This is a genomic window from Yokenella regensburgei ATCC 49455 (genome assembly GCF_000735455.1).
In the GTDB taxonomy this organism is placed as follows: domain Bacteria; phylum Pseudomonadota; class Gammaproteobacteria; order Enterobacterales; family Enterobacteriaceae; genus Yokenella; species Yokenella regensburgei.
Map to the genome: position 1 here is coordinate 121,966 of NZ_JMPS01000023.1, position 17,480 is coordinate 139,445.

Consider the following 17,480-nt stretch of genomic DNA (forward strand, 5'->3'; position numbering starts at 1 on the left):
TGGGGGAGGGTTACGCCAGCCAGGCGTTGATGCTGGCTTCAATACCGGAGGCGTTAAGGCCCAGATCGGCGCGGGCCTCTTCCTGAGTTCCCTGAGGGATGAAGAAATCCGGCAGGCCGAGGTTCAGCACCGGTACCGGCTTGCGGTGTGCCATCAGGACTTCGTTCACGCCGCTGCCCGCACCACCCATGATGGCGTTTTCTTCGAGCGTCACCAGAACCTCATGACGTGCTGCCATGTCGAGGATCAGCTGTTCGTCGAGCGGCTTCACAAAGCGCATATCGACAAGCGTCGCATTCAGTTTTTCTGCAACCGCTGCGGCCTCTTCCAGCAGTGTGCCGAAGTTGAGGATCGCGAGCTTCTCGCCTTCGCGTTTGACGACACCTTTGCCGAGCGGCAGTTTTTCCAGCGGCTTCAGTTCAGCTCCGGTACCGCAACCGCGCGGGTAGCGCACGGCGCTTGGACCCTCGTTGTAGTGATAGCCGGTGTGGAGCATCTGGCGGCACTCGTTTTCATCGCTTGGCGTCATGATAACGATATCCGGAATGCAGCGCAGGAAGGAGAGGTCAAACGCGCCCTGGTGCGTCTGCCCGTCGGCACCGACGATGCCTGCGCGATCGATAGCAAACAGGACCGGCAGCTTCTGGATAGCCACGTCGTGAATAACCTGATCGTAGGCGCGCTGCAGGAAGGTGGAGTAGATAGCAACGATCGGTTTCTTACCACCAATGGCGAGGCCTGCGGCGAAAGTGACCGCGTGCTGCTCGGCAATGGCAACATCAAAATACTGTTCAGGGTATTTGCGCGAAAACTCCACCATTCCGGAGCCTTCACGCATCGCCGGAGTAACAGCCATTAGTTTGTCGTCTTTCGCTGCGGTTTCGCACAGCCAGTCGCCAAAAATCTTCGAATAGCTCGGCAGACCGCCGCTGCTTTTTGGCAGCACGCCGCTGGTGTGATCGAATTTCGGCACCGCGTGGAAGGTGATCGGGTCTTTTTCCGCAGGCTCATACCCACGCCCTTTCTTGGTCATGATGTGCAGGAACTGCGGGCCTTTCAGATCACGCATGTTTTTAAGCGTGGTAACGAGTCCCAGCACGTCGTGGCCGTCAACCGGGCCGATGTAGTTAAAGCCCAGCTCTTCGAACAGCGTACCCGGCACCACCATGCCTTTGATGTGTTCTTCGGTACGTTTGAGCAGCTCTTTAATCGGCGGTACGCCGGAGAAGACTTTTTTGCCGCCTTCACGCAAAGAGGAATAGAGCTTACCGGACAACAGCTGCGCCAGGTGATTGTTGAGCGCTCCGACGTTCTCGGAAATCGACATCTCGTTATCGTTGAGGATAACCAGCATGTCCGGTTTGATATCACCCGCATGGTTCATCGCTTCGAACGCCATTCCGGCGGTGATAGCGCCATCGCCAATGACGCAGACGGTGCGGCGCTGCTTGCCTTCGCGTGCGGCGGCAATGGCCACACCGCTTCCGGCGGAGATGGAGGTCGAGGAGTGGCCTACGCTCAGCACGTCGTACTCGCTTTCACCACGCCACGGGAACGGGTGAAGCCCACCTTTCTGGCGAATGGTGCCAATGCGGTCGCGACGGCCGGTCAGAATTTTATGCGGATAGGCCTGATGGCCAACGTCCCAGATAAGTTTATCAAACGGTGTGTTGTAGACGTAGTGCAGCGCCACGGTGAGTTCCACCGTGCCAAGCCCGGAGGCGAAATGCCCGCTCGATCGACTGACGCTGTCGAGCAGGTAGCGACGCAGCTCGTCGCACAGTTTCGGTAGACTCTCTTTTGGCAGCAGACGCAATTCCTGAGTGGAATCTACCAGCGCCAGCGTCGGGTATTTGGCAATATCAAAACTCATCAGAGACTCATCGTGGGGTTATCAATTATTTATCACGCTGGATTATATAGTTCGCTAGCGCTTCCAGTGCCGTGGTATCCAGAGACTGTGCGGCCAGTTCGTTCAACGACCGGCGGGCATCTTCGATAAGGTCACGGGCTTTCATCCGGGCTTGCTCAAGGCCCAGTAAGGCAGGGTAGGTACTTTTGCCAAGCTGCTGATCGGCGCCCTGGCGTTTCCCAAGGGTCGCAGTATCCCCCACCACATCAAGAATGTCATCCTGAACCTGGAACGCCAGGCCAATACTCTCGGCGTACTTATCCAGCACCGGCAGGGCCGCGCGGCCTTTTTCACCCGCGCTCAGCGCCCCCAGGCGTACCGCGGCGCGGATCAGTGCCCCGGTTTTGTGGCGATGGATGCGCTCGAGCGACTCAAGGTCAACCTGCTTGCCTTCGGCTTCCAGATCGAGTGCCTGACCGCCGCACATCCCGGCGACACCGCTTGCCTGTGCCAGTTCGGAAACCATCGCCAGACGATCGCTTACCGAGACTTCCGGCATCGGGGCATCACTCAGTATAGAAAACGCGAGCGTTTGTAGCGCATCACCGGCCAGAATTGCGTTGGCCTCGCCAAAACGAATATGACAGGTTGGCTGGCCACGGCGTAAATCGTCGTCGTCCATCGCCGGAAGATCGTCGTGCATCAGCGAGTAGGCATGAATGCATTCTACGGCGGCGGCGGGCGCATCCAGCGTATTCAGGCTGATACCGAACATGCCACCGGTGGCGTACACCAGGAACGGGCGCAGACGTTTACCGCCCAATAGTGCGCCGTAGTGCATCGCCTCCACCAGTGGAGTGTTCTGAAATGGCTGCGGCTCGATAAAGCGGCGCAGGGCATCATTCGCACGAACGACGCAGGTGTTAAGCTGTTGCGAGAAATCCATTACTCAGCGTCCGGAGCGAAAGGAGTCAGCGGGGCATCTTCGCTGTCGGCCAGCAGGATTTGTACACGCTGCTCGGCCTGCTGCAGTTTACTCTGCCCCTGGCGTGCCAGCTGCACGCCGCGTTCAAATTCATTCAGTGCCTCTTCCAGCGGAAGGGAGCCGGTCTCCAGTCGGGAGACAATTTGTTCAAGCTCATGCAGCGCAGTCTCAAAGCTGGCCGGGGCTTCATTTTTCTTTGGCATAGTGAATGTGGCTCATATGGTGTCGCGACCCGCCTATGGTAACGAAGTCAGGCGGCGAAGCAAATAACGCAAAATGGTAACGCGCAGGTTGGTAGCGAAGATGATATACTCCCGCGCCTGGATGCAGCCGCAGATGTGGACTGCTGTACTTTTCTTGTCACGCAAACCCAGAGTTTGCCAACGAACCATTACCGCCATGAAGTTTATCATTAAATTGTTCCCGGAAATCACTATCAAAAGCCAATCTGTGCGTTTGCGCTTTATTAAGATGCTGACCGGAAACATTCGTAACGTTCTGAAGCAGTACTCCGAGACGCTCGCCGTCGTCCGTCACTGGGACCATATTGAAGTCCGCGCAAAAGAAGAGAGTCAGGGGCCGATTATTCGTGATGCTCTGACGCGTATTCCGGGCATTCACCATATTCTCGAAGTGGAAGACGTACCGTTCACCTCGATGCACGATATCTTCGAGAAAACCCTGGAAGACTGGCGTGACAAGCTCGACAACAAAACCTTCTGCGTGCGCGTGAAGCGTCGCGGTAAGCATGAGTTCACCTCCATCGAAGTCGAACGCTACGTGGGCGGCGGCCTCAACCAGAACATCGAGTCAGCGCGCGTTAAGCTGACCAACCCGGATGTGACGGTGAACCTGGAAATTGAAAACGACCGTCTGCTGCTGGTGAAAGGTCGCTACGAAGGTATTGGCGGTTTCCCGATCGGTACGCAGGAAGACGTGCTGTCACTGATTTCCGGCGGCTTTGACTCGGGCGTTTCCAGCTACATGCTGATGCGTCGTGGCTGCCGTGTGCACTATTGCTTCTTCAATCTGGGCGGTGCCGCGCACGAAATTGGCGTCCGTCAGGTTGCGCACTACCTGTGGAACCGTTTTGGCAGTTCGCATCGCGTTCGCTTTGTGGCTATCAACTTCGAGCCGGTCGTGGGCGAGATCTTAGAGAAAGTTGACGACGGTCAGATGGGCGTCGTGCTCAAGCGTATGATGGTACGTGCCGCCTCTCAGGTAGCAGAACGCTACGGCGTACAGGCGCTGGTGACCGGTGAAGCGCTGGGGCAGGTGTCCAGCCAGACGCTGACCAACCTGCGCCTTATCGATAACGTCTCCGATACGCTGATCCTGCGTCCGCTGATTTCTCACGACAAAGAGCACATTATCGATCTGGCGCGTGAGATTGGTACCGAAGACTTTGCCCGCACCATGCCGGAATACTGCGGCGTTATCTCGAAGAGCCCGACCGTGAAAGCGGTGAAAGCAAAAATTGAGGCGGAAGAAGCCAACTTTGACTTCAGCATCCTGGATAAAGTCGTGGCGGAAGCCTCTAACGTTGATATCCGTGATATCGCGCAGCAGGCCTCGCAGGACGTCGTGGAAGTAGAAACCGTCAGCGGTTTTGGCCCAAATGACGTGATCCTGGATATTCGTTCCATCGACGAACAGGACGACAAACCGCTGAAGGTTGAGGGCGTAGACGTGGTCTCTCTGCCGTTCTACAAACTCAGCACCAAATTCGGTGACCTCGATAAGAGCAAAACCTGGTTACTGTGGTGCGAACGTGGTGTGATGAGCCGTCTGCAGGCGCTGTATCTGCGCGAGCAGGGCTTCACCAACGTAAAAGTGTACCGCCCGGAATAAAACCGTCGAGCGGTGCTTACCCGCCCTCTCTCTGTGAGAGGGCTGGGGTGTGGGCATCAGGCCTTCTCCATACCCCAGTGTCTAACTCCATCTCCCTTCATCTTTTCCTGAATCGTCCTCGTAAAATCCTTGCTGCTTTGTTGCGCCATTTTTTGTGAGCGATATAACGCTATCCAGCCTCACGGTAGAGTTTTTTATAAACAAAAAAGTTTATACTAAGGACGCACGGATGAAGCAAAGGGAGTTTCAGCGCTGGCTTGCCCGACAAGGGGCAACATTTGTTGATGGTGCTAATCATCTGAAGGTATATCTCAATGGGCGGCAAACGGTTATGCCCCGCCATCCCGGCAAAGAGCTGAATTCAAAGCTACGCCACGCAATTATTCGTCAGTTGGACATACGTGAGGAATAACGGATGCAATATAAACTCGTTATCGAAAAAGACGACCTCGAAGGTGGATGGTTCGCCTCATTTCCCGATATTCCGGAGGCGTTGACCGGGGGAGATACTCTGGAGGAGGCGAAAATGATGGCGGCAGATGCGCTGGTCACGGCGCTGGAGTTTTACTTCGAGGATGAACGCTTGATTCCACTGCCAGAACCATTACATGCAGGTGATGATTATATTGAGCTGCCCGCCAGCGTGACGGCAAAGGTGTTGCTGCTAAACGCGATGCTGCGTAGCGGCATCACACAGGCAGAGCTTGCAAGAAAGCTGGGAACACGTCCTCAGGAGGTCACGCGTCTTGTCAGGCTGGGACATGCCACCCGGATTGATACCATTGCCAACGCGCTGCAGGTGCTTGGCTGGCGTCTGGAAATGACGGCAATACCGGGTGCTTAATATCATCCGACGAGTCGACGCTTTCTCTCTCCCGGCGGCTGAGAGAGAAGAGGGCATCAGGCCTTCACGCTTACTCGTAGTAGTTATAGATCCCGGCCGCGATCACCAGCTGTGATGCCACCTCGTGGGCTTTTTCACGGCCGACCAGCAGAGCGATAATCTTCAGGGCAAAATCAATCGATGTACCCGGCCCCTGGCTGGTGACGAGGTTGACCCGTGGATCCCAGACCACGCGCTTATCCTGCCAGTGTTCTTCCGGGATCGTCTCCTTAAGGCCCGGGTAGCCGGTCATGTTGCCGATCGGAAATATTTCATGGGGAATAAGCACGGTTCCCGGCACCGCGCAGATCGCGGCAACAATACGCCCGGAGAGATGGAACTGGCGCACGGTTTCTACCAGCAACGGGCTGTCGCGAAAAACTTCCGCGCCTTTAAGACCACCCGGCAGGACAATGACATCGTAGTCGCCGTCTGCCACCTGCACCAGCGGTGCATCGGCAAGCAGTTTCACCCCGCGCGAACAGGTCACCGCCAGGGCGCCATCGCTGGCGACGCTTGCGGTTGTGACAGCAATCCCGGCGCGAACCAGCAGATCGATAGTGGTCACCGCTTCGGTTTCTTCACTCCCAGGGGCGAGGCACACCAGTGCTGACGCGCTCATATTCATTCTCCTTGCGTTTAATCAGTTCATACAATCTGGCGTTTTCCGGCACGCTGATACCGTGGGCCCGCGCGCGTCTTAACAGATAGCCGGTGATGTAATCGGCCTCGGTGTGGCGCTGGGCGCGGATATCCTGCAGCATTGACGAGATGTTTCCCGCCGTGCTTTCAATAATCTGCCAGACATAAAAAAGCAGGTCTTCCGCGGTGGCATGATGCCCTTCGCGCTGCATGACCGCCGCCACTTCAGCACAGACCAACGCCACTTCATCGGGGTACTTCACCAGATCGCCATTCGGGCAATCATACAGGGCGGTAAGCGGGTTTATCACGCAGTTTACCGCGAGCTTCTTCCAGCTGGCGGTACCGAGATCGTTATGCCAGGCGACATCAGGTAACGCCGCATGCAGAATATCGGCGAGTTCGCTGTGCTGCTGCGCCTTTTCATTGGCAGGCCCCAGATGAGTGGTGCCATTTGCCACATGGATTATCAGGTTGCCGTCGCGGCGCGCCGCCTGGGTGGTGAGCCCCACCAGGAGCGGCTGTTCGAGGTTCTTTAGCTCATCCAGCGTTCCCATTCCGTTGTGAATGAGCACAATTGGGCTACTGGCGGGCAGCTCCCGGGCGAGATTCTTAACGGCCGTTGAAACCTGCCAGGCCTTGAGGGTGACCAGCAGCAGGTCGCTGGTGGCCAGAAACTCCGGGTCATTCGCCGTCAGCAGCGCATTGCTTACGCTGCCGTCGATATCCTGTACATTGACACTGCACCAGGGTTGAGGAACGCGAAGCCATCCCTGAAGTTCATGCCCTCTACGCTGTAACGCCGTCAGCCAGAGCTGCCCCAGGGCACCGCATCCGAGTACGGTAATCTTCATTTTTCCTCCTCACCTGCCGTCCGACAGGTGTTAACCTCTGTATTATAGCCTTGTCCCACATCCTGACATCATCGGTATAACAGGTTGTGTTATCTCAGGTTGCAGGTATTATGCATCGCATCAAAAAGAGAGGGAGAGTAAAACATGCCATCTTTCGATATTGTCTCTGAAGTTGATCTTCAGGAAGCGAAAAACGCAGTGGATAACGCGGCCCGGGAAGTGGAATCACGCTTTGATTTCCGTGGCGTTGAGGCCACCATCGAGCTGAACGAGAAAAACGAGAGCATCAAGGTGCTGAGTGAATCTGATTTCCAGGTCAACCAGCTCTTGGATATTCTGCGTGCGAAGCTGCTCAAGCGCGGCATTGAAGGGAACTCCATCGAAGTGCCGGAAGAGTTTGTCCACAGCGGCAAAACCTGGTTCGTTGAAGCGAAGCTCAAAACCGGCATTGAAAGCAGCGTGCAGAAGAAAATTGTTAAGCTGATTAAAGACAGCAAACTGAAGGTGCAGGCACAGATTCAGGGCGAAGAGATTCGCGTTACCGGGAAATCCCGTGACGACTTGCAGTCTGTCATGGCGCTGGTTCGCGGCGGTAATCTGGGGCAACCGTTCCAGTTTAAAAACTTTCGCGACTAATAAAAAAGCGGGATTATCCCGCTTTTTTTATGCTGCACTTAGCGCCTGTTCGACCTCAAATCTGTTGGTCACTTTACTGTCAATCTTAACGTAGACGGTTCGTTCGCCGGCAACGACCAGTGCCTGGCTTACCCCAGGCGTCGCCAGCAGCCGCGCCTGCAGCGCGTCATCGGCTTCAACCCCATCAGGAATTTCAACCCGCAGGCTACTGACGTACGGGGGTTCACTCATGGTAGTGGCAACCAGCAGCCAGACCGTGGCGATTAACGCGCCGGCGAGGAACACCGTTTGCGAATCGAAGAAACCGTCCAGCCAGCCGCCGAGTGAGCCACCAATGGCCACCCCAAGGAACTGGCTGGTGGAGTAGATACCCATCGCGGTACCTTTGTAACCGGCCGGCGCCTCTTTACTGATAAGCGACGGCAGCAGCGCTTCCATTAGGTTAAAGGCGAGGAAGAACAGCTGAACGCCCGCCACCAGTTCCCAGAAGTAAGCGCCCGACCCCCACAGCACAATCTCCGCAATCAGCAGAATCGCGATGCAGGTCAGGAACACCCGCTTCATGCGGCGTTTGACCTCGGCATAAATGATAAATGGCACAACGGAGACAAACGACACCAGCATGGTGACCAGATAGATTTTCCAGTGCTCCGGTGCCGGGAATCCTGCGGCCTCAAGCTGCCCTGGCAGCGCGACAAACGTCGACATCAGCAGAATATGCAGGAACATAATCCCAAGGTTGAGCTTAAGGAGTCTCGGCTCCATCAGCACTTTGCTGAAACAACCTTTCACCATCCCGGATTCACGGTTTAGCACGTGATTCTGGCTGTTGGGAACTACCCACAGAGTCAGAGCAATGCCGAGCGTGGCCAGGCCCGCAATCATCCAGAACAGCGCGTGCAGCCCGAGTTTATGCGTAATGATGGGCCCCAGCACCATGGCGATAGCGAAGGTCACACCGAAGCTGACGCCAATAAACGCCATCGCTTTGGTACGGTTCTGCTCACGGGTGAGGTCGGAGAGCAGCGCCATCACCGCGGCGGCAATCGCCCCTGAACCCTGCAGCGCCCGGCCAAGAATAATGCCCCAGATAGAATCAGAGAGGGCAGCAATAACGCTACCCGCCACGAAAATAGCCAACCCGCCGATGATAAGCGGTTTGCGACCAATACGGTCAGAAATAAGCCCGAAAGGGATCTGAAAAACGGCCTGAGCAAGGCCATAAATACCAATGGCTAACCCGATAAGCGCTTCGCTGGCACCCTGCAGCGCCATGCCATATGTGGTCAGAACTGGCAGGACCATAAACATGCCGAGCATGCGCAGAGAAAATACGGTCCCTAAACCCCAGGTCGCGCGCAATTCACCCGGTGTCATTTTGTAATCGTTCATTACCACCTCTTTTTAAATGCAGGGCATAGTGTAGTTCGCCCCTCGGTGGGGGTAAATAACTCTTTGTTTAACAGATATTGCCGAAGAGGGGCGGGGAAAACCGTGAAATATAGGGGGTTAACGCCCTGCGGTAAACCGGGTAACGTATTTAAGGGAAATTAATCCCTCAATAAAAACAAGGTGTTGTGATTATTCAGCTTTTTATTCGGTCATTCTGAACGAAAGGGCATAAATATGTTGAGAAAAGGGATGGTGATAAGCGTTCTGGCGCTGACACTTTCTGGCTGTGTTTTAATGCCGAAACCGCCGGCACTGAGTGAGGCGTCGGTGTTACAGACCCAGAGCAGTATTATTGATGGCCAAACCTCACTTGCCGAGCTGAAAACAAAATTTGGTGAGCAGAAGGCGATAACGCCAACGGAAAAAGGCAAACTCAACTACCTGTGGCGCTCCACTTGGGCAAATACACCAACCAGCGGGCCGACGACGACGGGGCTGGTGGCGCTGGTCGATAACGGTGTTGTGCAAAAGCATGTTGCATTCCACCCGGGTGGCACTGCCGAGTGGCTGATTACCGCGTCTCAGGAGAAAATTAACCAGTTCCTTATTCCAGGGACCACCGTTGAGGCTACCGTAGAGGCAAAATATGGTAAGCCGCACAGCTACGTCTTTGATGACGATGGTAACAAGGTGATGATGTACGTCTGGGATGGTCTCACAAAGGATGCTATCAGCTTTGTGCCCATCGTCGGGGAATTTGCAGGGACAGCGTCAGGGAAAATCAACACGCTGTTTGTGACACTGAACCCGAACGGTACGGTGAAAAAGGGTGTACTGGAAAGCGTGAACGGTTCGCGCGGTACCGGAGCGTTCAACGCCAGCGCAGTAAAAGTCTCACCCTGAACGGCAGGCATAAAAAAACCGGGTATCAACCCGGTTTTTTGTGCACTGAAAAACTTACCAGACGTAAGTCAGCAGGCTGTGTGAATCCGGAACCATGAAATCGACGGACATCATCACGGAAAGCGAGGTGATAGCGACGATGGAAAAGACGAACAGCTTACGCGCCCAGACTCTGTCATCTTCGACTTTATAACCACGCAGCGCCATGCCAAGCCACCAGACGCTCACCGCAGCAGCCACCACCAGATATTTGTATCCGGCGTAACCGCCAAGCGAGAGCATCAGCGTCGCAATAGCGAAGGCGATGATGTAGAGCGTGATGTGGTTTTTGGCAACGGAGATGCCTTTCACGACCGGCAGAACCGGAATGTTCGCTGCCTGATAATCCTTGAAGCGGAAAATCGCAATGGCATAGGAGTGCGGCATCTGCCAGAGGCTGAAAATAGCCAGCAGAATCAGCGCACCGCTGTCGAACTCGTTAGTCACCGCGCAGTAGCCAATCACCGGCGGCGCAGCGCCGGAGAGAGAGCCAATCAGCGTGCCATAGACGGAGTGGCGCTTCATGTACAGGCTGTAAACGCCGACATAAACCACGAACCCCATCACCCCCAGCCAGCAGGCCAGGGGATTGGCGCCAAACCACAGCAGCATGAAGCCAGCAATACCCAGCAAGGTGGCGTACACCAGCGAGACCTTGGGAGAGATCAGGCCTTTTACCAGCACCCGATTCTTGGTCCTTTCCATCTTCCTGTCGATATCACGGTCGATGTAGTTGTTGAATACGCAGCCAGATGCGACCACCAGAGACACCCCGACCAGCGTCCAGACGAACAGCGGGTAATCGATGTGGCCTTTAGAGGCCAGCAGGAAACCGCCGATCACGGAGATCAGGTTGCCAAAGATGATGCCAGGCTTTGTGACTTGCAGGTATTGCTTAAACATACGCGCCGCTCTTATCGAACCATCATGTTGTAGTTGAGGTTCCACATAATCCAGATTGAACCTATCACCACAATGGCGATGATAAGGATCGTGAACACAAAGGCTGTTAAGTTCCAGCCTTCGTCAGACTTGCTGTTCATATGCAGGAAGCAAACCAGATGAACCAGGATCTGTACAACAGCTGATACCAGAATAGTACCCAGGATAACACCATGGGAAGCTGTACCGTTCATCACCATCCAGAACGGGATAACCGTCAGGATGATCGACAGGATAAAACCTGTCATGTAGGTTTTTACGCTACCGTGGGAAGCGCCGTGATCGGTTGCATGACTCATTACATCGCCCCCATCAGATAAACTACAGAGAACACACAGATCCACACCACGTCCAGGAAGTGCCAGAACAGGCTCAGGCACATGATACGGGTGCGGTTAGTGCTGGTCAGGCCGCGACGAGCCACCTGGAACATCAGCACTGCCATCCAGATAAGACCGGAAGTCACGTGCAGACCGTGGGTACCTACCAGCGCGAAGAACGCTGACAGGAAGCCGCTGCGATCCGGGCCCATGCCTTCAACGATCAGGTGATGGAATTCATAGATTTCCATCCCGATAAATCCGGCACCGAACAGCCAGGTCAACGCCAGCCAGGAGATAACCTGGCTCTTGTTGTTCTTATACATAGCGATAGCCGCCATGCCATAAGTGATCGAGCTGAACAGCAGCAGTGCGGTTTCAACCAGGACGAACGGCAGTTCGAAAATGTCTTTACCTGTTGGGCCACCTGCAGTGCCGTTCACCAGAACGGCATAGGTCGCGAACAGGATCGAGAACAGAATACAGTCGCTCATCAGGTAGATCCAGAAGCCGAAAATCTTGGTCGGCCCTGAATCATGGTGCCCATGTTCGTGCGCGTGGGCGTGCGCGTTCGTCAGAGTATCAGTTGCCATTTTTCAGCCCTGCTTTAGTGATTTCATCGAAATGCTGGTTTTCCAGTTTTTCGATTTCCGCAACCGGTACGTAGTAATCCACGTCCTCGTCGAAGCTTTTCACAATCCAGGTGATGATGATGCCGGCGAAGCTGGCGATCGCCATCCACCAGATATGCCAGATCATGGCAAAACCGAAGATGGTTGCGAAAGCGGCAATGACGATACCCGCGCCGCTGTTTCTCGGCATGTGGATCTCTTCGTAACCCGCAGGTTTCTTATACGCTTCGCCTTTTTCTTTCATTTCCCAGAATGCATCACGCTCATGAACGTGCGGCACGTGGGCAAAGTTGTAGAACGGCGCAGGAGAAGAGGTTGCCCACTCCAGCGTACGGCCACCCCATGGGTCACCGGTCAGGTCACGGTTCTGCTCGCGGTCGCGAATAGAAACGAAGATCTGAATCAGCTGGCACAGGATACCCAGAGCAATCAGTGCTGCACCGCAAGCTGCGATGATAAGCATTGAGTGGAACTGCGGGTCAATCTGCTGGCTCAGGCGACGGGTCATACCCATGAAGCCCAGCACGTACAGCGGCATAAATGCCACGAAGAAGCCGATGATCCAGAACCAGAACGCGCGCTTACCCCAGGTTTCGTTGAGGGTGAAGCCAAACGCCTTCGGCCACCAGTAGGTCATACCTGCGAAGCAACCGAATACCACACCACCGATGATAACGTTGTGGAAGTGAGCAATCAGGAACAGGCTGTTGTGCAGTACGAAGTCAGCACCCGGTACGGCCAGCAGTACGCCGGTCATCCCACCTACGGAGAAGGTGACGATGAAGCCGATGGTCCACAGCATCGCTGAGTGGAACACGATACGGCCCTGGTACATGGTGAACAGCCAGTTGAAGATCTTAACCCCGGTTGGGATTGCGATGATCATCGTAGCAATACCGAAGAAGGCGTTTACGTTCGCGCCCGCACCCATGGTGAAGAAGTGGTGCAGCCAAACGATGAACGACAGAACGGTAATACAGACGGTTGCCCACACCAGAGAGGTGTAACCAAACAGACGTTTACGCGAGAAGGTTGCCGCCACTTCAGAGAAGACCCCGAAGACAGGCAGAACCAGGATATACACTTCCGGATGGCCCCAGGCCCAGATCAGGTTGATGTACATCATCATGTTGCCGCCCATGTCATTGGTGAAGAAATGGGTACCAATGTAACGGTCGAGGGTCAGCAGCGCGATGGTGACGGTCAGGATCGGGAAGGACGCGATAATCAGAATGTTGGCGCACAGCGATGCCCAGGAGAACACTGGCATCTTGAACATGGTCATGCCCGGTGCGCGCATTTTGATGATGGTCACGAAGAAGTTAATACCCGTCAGCGTTGTACCGATACCGGAGAGCTGCAACGCCCAAATCCAGTAATCGACCCCAACACCCGGACTGTACTCAATCCCCGAGAGCGGCGGGTAAGCCAGCCAACCGGTCTGTGCGAATTCGCCCACACCCAGTGACAGGTTCACCAGAATCACGCCGACAACCGTGAACCAGAAGCTCAGGTTGTTCAGGAACGGGAACGCAACGTCGCGAGCACCGATCTGCAGCGGAACCACCAGGTTCATCAGACCGATAACGAATGGCATCGCTACGAAGAAGATCATAATCACGCCGTGCGCGGTAAAGATCTGGTCGTAGTGGTGAGGCGGCAGGAAGCCCGCTTCACCTGCAGATGCCAGCGCTTGCTGGCTACGCATCATGACCGCATCGGCAAAGCCACGCAGCAGCATGACGATGGCGACGATGACGTACATCACGCCAAGTTTTTTGTGGTCGACAGACGTCAGCCACTCATTCCAGAGGTAAGACCACTTACCGAAGTAAGTGATCGCGGCGAGAACCGCCAGACCCCCGATGATAATCGCAGCCACCGTAACCATGATAATGGGTTCATGGTAGGGCACTGCATCCAGTGTCAATTTTCCGAACATCGTTTTCTTCCTCGGCCCCTTAGTGAGCGGTTTCCGCGTGGCTCATGTCCATGCCTTCCATCGCTTCATGTGAGCTGTGCTCACCTTCAGCAGCCGGTGCCATGTTCATGTGACCGTGACTCATGAACTTGTTGAGTACCTCAACAAACAGGTCTGGTTTCACGCTGGAGAAATATTCCACCTTGTTGTATTCGCTAGGTGCCGCCAGTTTCTCGTAAGCGTCCATATCATTCATGGTGCTCTGAGACTGCTTCACTTTTGCGACCCACTGGTCGAAAGTAGCTCTGTCTGGCGTGGCAATGGCTTTGAACTTCATACCAGAGAAGCCCGGGCCACTGTAGCTGGCGGAGATACCGTCGTAGGTGCCTGGTTCGTTGGCAATCAGATGCAGGTTAGTCTGCATACCGGCCATCGCGTAAATCTGGCTACCCAGACGCGGAATGAAGAACGAGTTCATCACTGAGTTGGAGGAGACTTTGAACTGCACCGGAACGTTTGCCGGGAAGGCAATTTCGTTGACCGTGGCAATACCCTGCTCCGGATAGATGAAGAACCATTTCCAGTCCATAGAAATAACTTCGATGGTAACTGGTTTTTCTTCGTGCGCCAGCGGTTTGCTTGGCTCAAGTGCGTGTGTGGTTTTCCATGTCAGAACGGCAAGGAACAGGATGATAAGGATAGGCACTGTCCAGACCACAGCTTCCACTTTATTGGAGTGTGACCAGTTAGGGCTGTACTTCGCATCTTTATTGCTCGCACGGTACTTCCAGGCGAAACCAACTGCCATCAAGATGGCGGGAATAACGACAATCATCATCAGGCCGAAGGCCGTCAGTATCAGTGAGCGTTGCTCCAGTCCAATCTGTCCTTTGGGGTCAAGTAGCGCAGAATCACAGCCACTGAGTAACACAGTGCCTGCGATTAATGACAACCATCCCAAACTTTTATTGTATTTCCTGAGTCTCATTAACGACCTCAATTCCACGGGATCTGGTGGCGTTTAAAGTGTGGGGGCATTTTACGGGAAGGTTACATTACTGTAAACATCATTGGAGTACTGTCAGTTATGTGTTGCCATGTTCTGCCGTGCATGTCACATATGTTGCTATATATGTATAAATTTCAGACAAAAGCCGCGCCGCACGGGCGTTATAACGAATGAAGGAGTAAACGAAGGGGTAGGAGGATAATTGGTATAACCATCACCAAAAATACACAAATAATTAACAAAAAGTTATCAATAAAAAGACACGAAAAGAACAAAAAAATAATTATTCATCAGCTGAATCGGTTAAAGAAATAAAAGGCAGTTAAAGTTGCCAGTAATTTCCAGAATCTAAAGCGCACAAATTAACAAGTAAAAAATAAATAGCAAATGACCGTTATAATTACCTCTGGCAACTACAACGGTCACCATGCTTCAGGCAAGCTTATGCTCTTCTGTCCGGCGTAGCGCCAGATAATCCAGTATGGCCCCCAGCAGAACGCCAGCGATGGCGATCAGAGCCGCGACTTCCAGCAGCCCCGCGAGGAACGAGAAACTGGTGTAGTCGATGGCGTTCAGCGCCAGCATGATAAGCCACAGCGCCAGCAGCAGACAGCCGAGCAGCAGCAGATATAGCGCAAACTGATAAGCACCGCTGAAGTGACGACGCATCATGAAGCTTTCGGTCTGCTGGGTATATTCCAGCGTCTTACGGCAGATAAGCAGCAGCAGAATGCCCGGTACGGCGGCAAATACGGAGAACAGATAGAACGTTGGCCAGCCGTGGGCTTCCACAAACCAGCCGGCAATGGGCCCTACGTATACGCGTCCTACGGCGGAGAGCGCCGACAGCAGCGCAAACTGCGTTGCCGAGAAGGATTTGTTACACAGGGTCATCAGCAGCGCCACAAACGCCGCGGTGCCCATCCCGCCGCACAGGTTTTCGAAGAACACCGCCACCGCCATCGACATCAGGTGCTTGTCGGTGATGGAAAGTAGCCAATAACCGGCGTTAGATACCCCCTGCAGAATGCCGAAAATCAGCAGCGCACGGAACAGGCTCAGGCGCTGCATCAGCACCCCACCATACAGGGCACCAATAATCGTCGCGATAAGACCGAGGGTTTTATTCACCATCCCGACTTCACCGGCATCAAAGCCGACGCCGCGGATAAGAAAAGTGGTGGTCAGACTCATGGCAAACGCATCGCCAAGCTTATAAAGAACAATAAGCAGCAGAATTAGCCAGGCGTTGTTGCGGCCAAAGAAATCACGCAGCGGTGCAACCACCGCCTGCTCGAGGGTTCTCGGTACCGGGACAACATCGCTTGGCTCCGGCGCGAGCAGCGTGGCAATGATACACGGCACCAGCAGCGCCGCCATTAGCCAGTACATTCCTTGCCAGCCCAGCCATTTATCGGCCATCCACAGCGCCAGACCACCGGAAACCAGCATCCCCAGGCGATAGCCCAGTACGCTGATTGCCGCACCGGTACCACGCTCTTCGGCTGGCAGCACGTCGGTCTTCCAGGCATCAAACACGATATCCTGCGAGGCGGAGCAAAACGCAATCACCACCGCCAGCGCCGCCATCCAGCGCAGCTGAGTGCCGGGTTCGAGGAAACCCATGGCCGCAATGGCAATTAACAGGAGAATTTGCGTGGTGACCAGCCAGCCGCGACGACGACCAAGGAACGGTGGCGTATAGCGGTCCATTACCGGCGACCAGAGGAACTTAAAGACGTAAGCCTGGCCAACAAGAGAGAAGAAGCCGATGGTTTTGAGATCGATATTCTCGACCGTCATCCACGCCTGTAGCGTGCCGGAGGTGAGCGCCAGCGGCAGCCCGGAGGCAAAGCCTAAGATCAGCAGAATGGCTGATTTAGGTTGCTGAAAAATACGTAAGTAGTGATTGGCCATGAGTCCTGAACGCTGACCCGGCAGGGCGCCGGGTCAGACTGCCGCGATTAACGGGCGTTTTGCTTAATGAAGTCGTGAATGCTGGTGTCCTGCGCCATATCGGCGATGGTGTCAGTCAGCACGCTGTTAACGGCGTTAGCGATATTTTGGTTGGTTGCGGTGAAAGCACCTTCAACCGTATAGCTCGCACGGTAGTTCTTGGTCATCTTGTTGCCATTCTTCGCGGTAGCGATGATAGCGACATCGGCTTTGGTCGCGATGTTATAGCGAACGTTACCCTGAGAAACGTCAGCATACAGCTGGTTAACGATGATCTGCAGATCCACCGCACCGCTTGGGCCAATCATATAACCGCGCGCGGTCATCTGCTTCTCAAGGACTTCCTGCAGCAGGAAACGCAGGTCACGGGAGGCGGTCAGGGTGACCAGCTGGTCGTTGCGGGTGACTTTCGCCAGCGCCTGGTCTTTGCGCTGATCGGCGCCGTTAATGCTGACGGTTACGCCCATCAGGCTCGGATCCTGCTGCGGCAGGGCAATTTTAGGATTGACGTCAATCGTGGTAGGCGGTGTGGCGCATCCGGCCAGCATAAACAGGGCTACCAACGGAAAGAGGATTTTTTTCAACATGTCAGGCTCTCAACGCTTGGGTGGTGGTGGTGATGTGGTTTAGAAAATTTCCCGCCATCATAACATCGCCATCGAT

The 17,480-nt window shown here is 54.6% G+C and carries 18 protein-coding genes; 5 read left to right on the forward strand and 13 right to left on the reverse strand.

The window, feature by feature from the left end; all coding sequences use genetic code 11:
- Nucleotides 1–10: 10 nt before the first annotated feature.
- Genes dxs through xseB form a run of 3 tightly spaced genes read right to left on the reverse strand, consistent with a single transcriptional unit; the run spans nucleotide 11 to nucleotide 3,040 of the window.
- A complete protein-coding gene (gene dxs / locus GYRE_RS07455) occupies nucleotides 11–1,873 on the reverse strand; it encodes a 1-deoxy-D-xylulose-5-phosphate synthase (protein ID WP_038254237.1) in 1,863 nt (620 codons plus the stop codon).
- Nucleotides 1,874–1,898: 25 nt separating this feature from the next.
- On the reverse strand, nucleotides 1,899–2,798 hold the full coding sequence (gene ispA, locus GYRE_RS07460; protein WP_006818766.1) for a (2E,6E)-farnesyl diphosphate synthase: 900 nt from the start codon (nucleotides 2,796–2,798) through the stop codon (nucleotides 1,899–1,901).
- Nucleotides 2,798–3,040 carry an exodeoxyribonuclease VII small subunit gene (gene xseB, locus GYRE_RS07465; RefSeq protein WP_006818767.1) on the reverse strand — a complete coding sequence of 81 codons (243 nt, stop codon included), beginning with the start codon at nucleotides 3,038–3,040 and terminating at the stop codon, nucleotides 2,798–2,800. Before xseB ends, ispA begins: the two co-directional genes overlap by 1 nt.
- Before the next feature lie 196 nt (nucleotides 3,041–3,236).
- On the opposite strand from xseB, the gene thiI reads away from it, so the two are divergent.
- The 3 genes from thiI (at nucleotide 3,237) to GYRE_RS07480 (ending at nucleotide 5,532) form a co-directional block, all read left to right on the forward strand.
- Nucleotides 3,237–4,688, forward strand: a complete 1,452-nt coding sequence (gene thiI, locus GYRE_RS07470) for a tRNA uracil 4-sulfurtransferase ThiI (RefSeq protein ID WP_038254238.1) — start codon at nucleotides 3,237–3,239, stop codon at nucleotides 4,686–4,688.
- A gap of 229 nt (nucleotides 4,689–4,917) precedes the next feature.
- A complete protein-coding gene (locus tag GYRE_RS07475; protein ID WP_038254240.1) occupies nucleotides 4,918–5,100 on the forward strand; it encodes a type II toxin-antitoxin system HicA family toxin in 183 nt (60 codons plus the stop codon).
- Nucleotides 5,101–5,103: 3 nt separating this feature from the next.
- The gene (locus GYRE_RS07480; RefSeq protein WP_038254241.1) at nucleotides 5,104–5,532 is read left to right on the forward strand and encodes a type II toxin-antitoxin system HicB family antitoxin; all 429 of its coding nucleotides are present in this window, start codon (nucleotides 5,104–5,106) and stop codon (nucleotides 5,530–5,532) included.
- 70 nt (nucleotides 5,533–5,602) lie between these two features.
- On the opposite strand, the gene yajL is transcribed toward GYRE_RS07480, so the two are convergent.
- Together yajL and panE are read right to left on the reverse strand one after the other, a co-directional pair.
- Entirely contained in the window at nucleotides 5,603–6,193 is a 591-nt protein-coding gene (gene yajL, locus GYRE_RS07485) for a protein deglycase YajL (RefSeq protein ID WP_038254243.1), read from the reverse strand.
- The gene (gene panE, locus GYRE_RS07490; RefSeq protein ID WP_038254245.1) at nucleotides 6,153–7,067 is read right to left on the reverse strand and encodes a 2-dehydropantoate 2-reductase; all 915 of its coding nucleotides are present in this window, start codon (nucleotides 7,065–7,067) and stop codon (nucleotides 6,153–6,155) included. Before panE ends, yajL begins: the two co-directional genes overlap by 41 nt.
- Before the next feature lie 144 nt (nucleotides 7,068–7,211).
- Here panE and GYRE_RS07495 point away from each other — a divergent pair, with 144 nt between their 5' ends.
- Nucleotides 7,212–7,703: a YajQ family cyclic di-GMP-binding protein gene (locus GYRE_RS07495; RefSeq protein WP_006818773.1), complete on the forward strand. Its 492-nt coding sequence runs from the start codon at nucleotides 7,212–7,214 to the stop codon at nucleotides 7,701–7,703.
- Nucleotides 7,704–7,730: 27 nt separating this feature from the next.
- On the opposite strand, the gene GYRE_RS07500 is transcribed toward GYRE_RS07495, so the two are convergent.
- Nucleotides 7,731–9,095: an MFS transporter gene (locus GYRE_RS07500; protein WP_038254246.1), complete on the reverse strand. Its 1,365-nt coding sequence runs from the start codon at nucleotides 9,093–9,095 to the stop codon at nucleotides 7,731–7,733.
- A 234-nt stretch (nucleotides 9,096–9,329) separates the two neighbouring features.
- On the opposite strand from GYRE_RS07500, the gene GYRE_RS07505 reads away from it, so the two are divergent.
- On the forward strand, nucleotides 9,330–9,998 hold the full coding sequence (locus GYRE_RS07505; RefSeq protein WP_146751078.1) for a hypothetical protein: 669 nt from the start codon (nucleotides 9,330–9,332) through the stop codon (nucleotides 9,996–9,998).
- A gap of 54 nt (nucleotides 9,999–10,052) precedes the next feature.
- Here the strand turns inward: GYRE_RS07505 and cyoE are convergent, their stop codons facing one another.
- From cyoE to GYRE_RS07540, 7 genes are all read right to left on the reverse strand, one after another.
- Nucleotides 10,053–10,940 carry a heme o synthase gene (gene cyoE / locus GYRE_RS07510; RefSeq protein ID WP_006818776.1) on the reverse strand — a complete coding sequence of 296 codons (888 nt, stop codon included), beginning with the start codon at nucleotides 10,938–10,940 and terminating at the stop codon, nucleotides 10,053–10,055.
- Between the two features lie 11 nt (nucleotides 10,941–10,951).
- The gene (locus tag GYRE_RS07515) at nucleotides 10,952–11,278 is read right to left on the reverse strand and encodes a cytochrome o ubiquinol oxidase subunit IV (RefSeq protein ID WP_006818777.1); all 327 of its coding nucleotides are present in this window, start codon (nucleotides 11,276–11,278) and stop codon (nucleotides 10,952–10,954) included.
- A complete protein-coding gene (locus tag GYRE_RS07520; RefSeq protein ID WP_038254252.1) occupies nucleotides 11,278–11,892 on the reverse strand; it encodes a cytochrome o ubiquinol oxidase subunit III in 615 nt (204 codons plus the stop codon). Before GYRE_RS07520 ends, GYRE_RS07515 begins: the two co-directional genes overlap by 1 nt.
- A complete protein-coding gene (cyoB, locus tag GYRE_RS07525; protein WP_038254255.1) occupies nucleotides 11,882–13,873 on the reverse strand; it encodes a cytochrome o ubiquinol oxidase subunit I in 1,992 nt (663 codons plus the stop codon). Before cyoB ends, GYRE_RS07520 begins: the two co-directional genes overlap by 11 nt.
- Before the next feature lie 19 nt (nucleotides 13,874–13,892).
- Nucleotides 13,893–14,840 carry a cytochrome o ubiquinol oxidase subunit II gene (cyoA, locus tag GYRE_RS07530; protein ID WP_006818780.1) on the reverse strand — a complete coding sequence of 316 codons (948 nt, stop codon included), beginning with the start codon at nucleotides 14,838–14,840 and terminating at the stop codon, nucleotides 13,893–13,895.
- 453 nt (nucleotides 14,841–15,293) lie between these two features.
- Nucleotides 15,294–16,778, reverse strand: coding sequence for a muropeptide MFS transporter AmpG (gene ampG, locus GYRE_RS07535; protein ID WP_006818781.1), 1,485 nt, complete (start codon nucleotides 16,776–16,778; stop codon nucleotides 15,294–15,296).
- A gap of 47 nt (nucleotides 16,779–16,825) precedes the next feature.
- A complete protein-coding gene (locus GYRE_RS07540; RefSeq protein ID WP_006818782.1) occupies nucleotides 16,826–17,404 on the reverse strand; it encodes a lipoprotein in 579 nt (192 codons plus the stop codon).
- Nucleotides 17,405–17,480: the final 76 nt, after the last annotated feature.

Excerpts from the sequence above, each read along its gene's own strand:
- GYRE_RS07475 (WP_038254240.1), top strand. The coding sequence starts at position 4,918 with ATGAAGCAAAGGGAGTTTCAGCGCTGGCTTGCCCGACAAGGGGCAACA.
- yajL (WP_038254243.1), bottom strand. The coding sequence starts at position 6,193 with ATGAGCGCGTCAGCACTGGTGTGCCTCGCCCCTGGGAGTGAAGAAACC.
- xseB (WP_006818767.1), bottom strand. The coding sequence starts at position 3,040 with ATGCCAAAGAAAAATGAAGCCCCGGCCAGCTTTGAGACTGCGCTGCAT.
- thiI (WP_038254238.1), top strand. The coding sequence starts at position 3,237 with ATGAAGTTTATCATTAAATTGTTCCCGGAAATCACTATCAAAAGCCAA.
- GYRE_RS07495 (WP_006818773.1), top strand. The coding sequence starts at position 7,212 with ATGCCATCTTTCGATATTGTCTCTGAAGTTGATCTTCAGGAAGCGAAA.
- ispA (WP_006818766.1), bottom strand. The coding sequence starts at position 2,798 with ATGGATTTCTCGCAACAGCTTAACACCTGCGTCGTTCGTGCGAATGAT.
- GYRE_RS07480 (WP_038254241.1), top strand. The coding sequence starts at position 5,104 with ATGCAATATAAACTCGTTATCGAAAAAGACGACCTCGAAGGTGGATGG.
- panE (WP_038254245.1), bottom strand. The coding sequence starts at position 7,067 with ATGAAGATTACCGTACTCGGATGCGGTGCCCTGGGGCAGCTCTGGCTG.
- GYRE_RS07500 (WP_038254246.1), bottom strand. The coding sequence starts at position 9,095 with ATGAACGATTACAAAATGACACCGGGTGAATTGCGCGCGACCTGGGGT.
- dxs (WP_038254237.1), bottom strand. The coding sequence starts at position 1,873 with ATGAGTTTTGATATTGCCAAATACCCGACGCTGGCGCTGGTAGATTCC.
- cyoE (WP_006818776.1), bottom strand. The coding sequence starts at position 10,940 with ATGTTTAAGCAATACCTGCAAGTCACAAAGCCTGGCATCATCTTTGGC.
- ampG (WP_006818781.1), bottom strand. The coding sequence starts at position 16,778 with ATGGCCAATCACTACTTACGTATTTTTCAGCAACCTAAATCAGCCATT.
- GYRE_RS07515 (WP_006818777.1), bottom strand. The coding sequence starts at position 11,278 with ATGAGTCATGCAACCGATCACGGCGCTTCCCACGGTAGCGTAAAAACC.
- GYRE_RS07520 (WP_038254252.1), bottom strand. The coding sequence starts at position 11,892 with ATGGCAACTGATACTCTGACGAACGCGCACGCCCACGCGCACGAACAT.
- cyoA (WP_006818780.1), bottom strand. The coding sequence starts at position 14,840 with ATGAGACTCAGGAAATACAATAAAAGTTTGGGATGGTTGTCATTAATC.
- cyoB (WP_038254255.1), bottom strand. The coding sequence starts at position 13,873 with ATGTTCGGAAAATTGACACTGGATGCAGTGCCCTACCATGAACCCATT.
- GYRE_RS07540 (WP_006818782.1), bottom strand. The coding sequence starts at position 17,404 with ATGTTGAAAAAAATCCTCTTTCCGTTGGTAGCCCTGTTTATGCTGGCC.
- GYRE_RS07505 (WP_146751078.1), top strand. The coding sequence starts at position 9,330 with ATGTTGAGAAAAGGGATGGTGATAAGCGTTCTGGCGCTGACACTTTCT.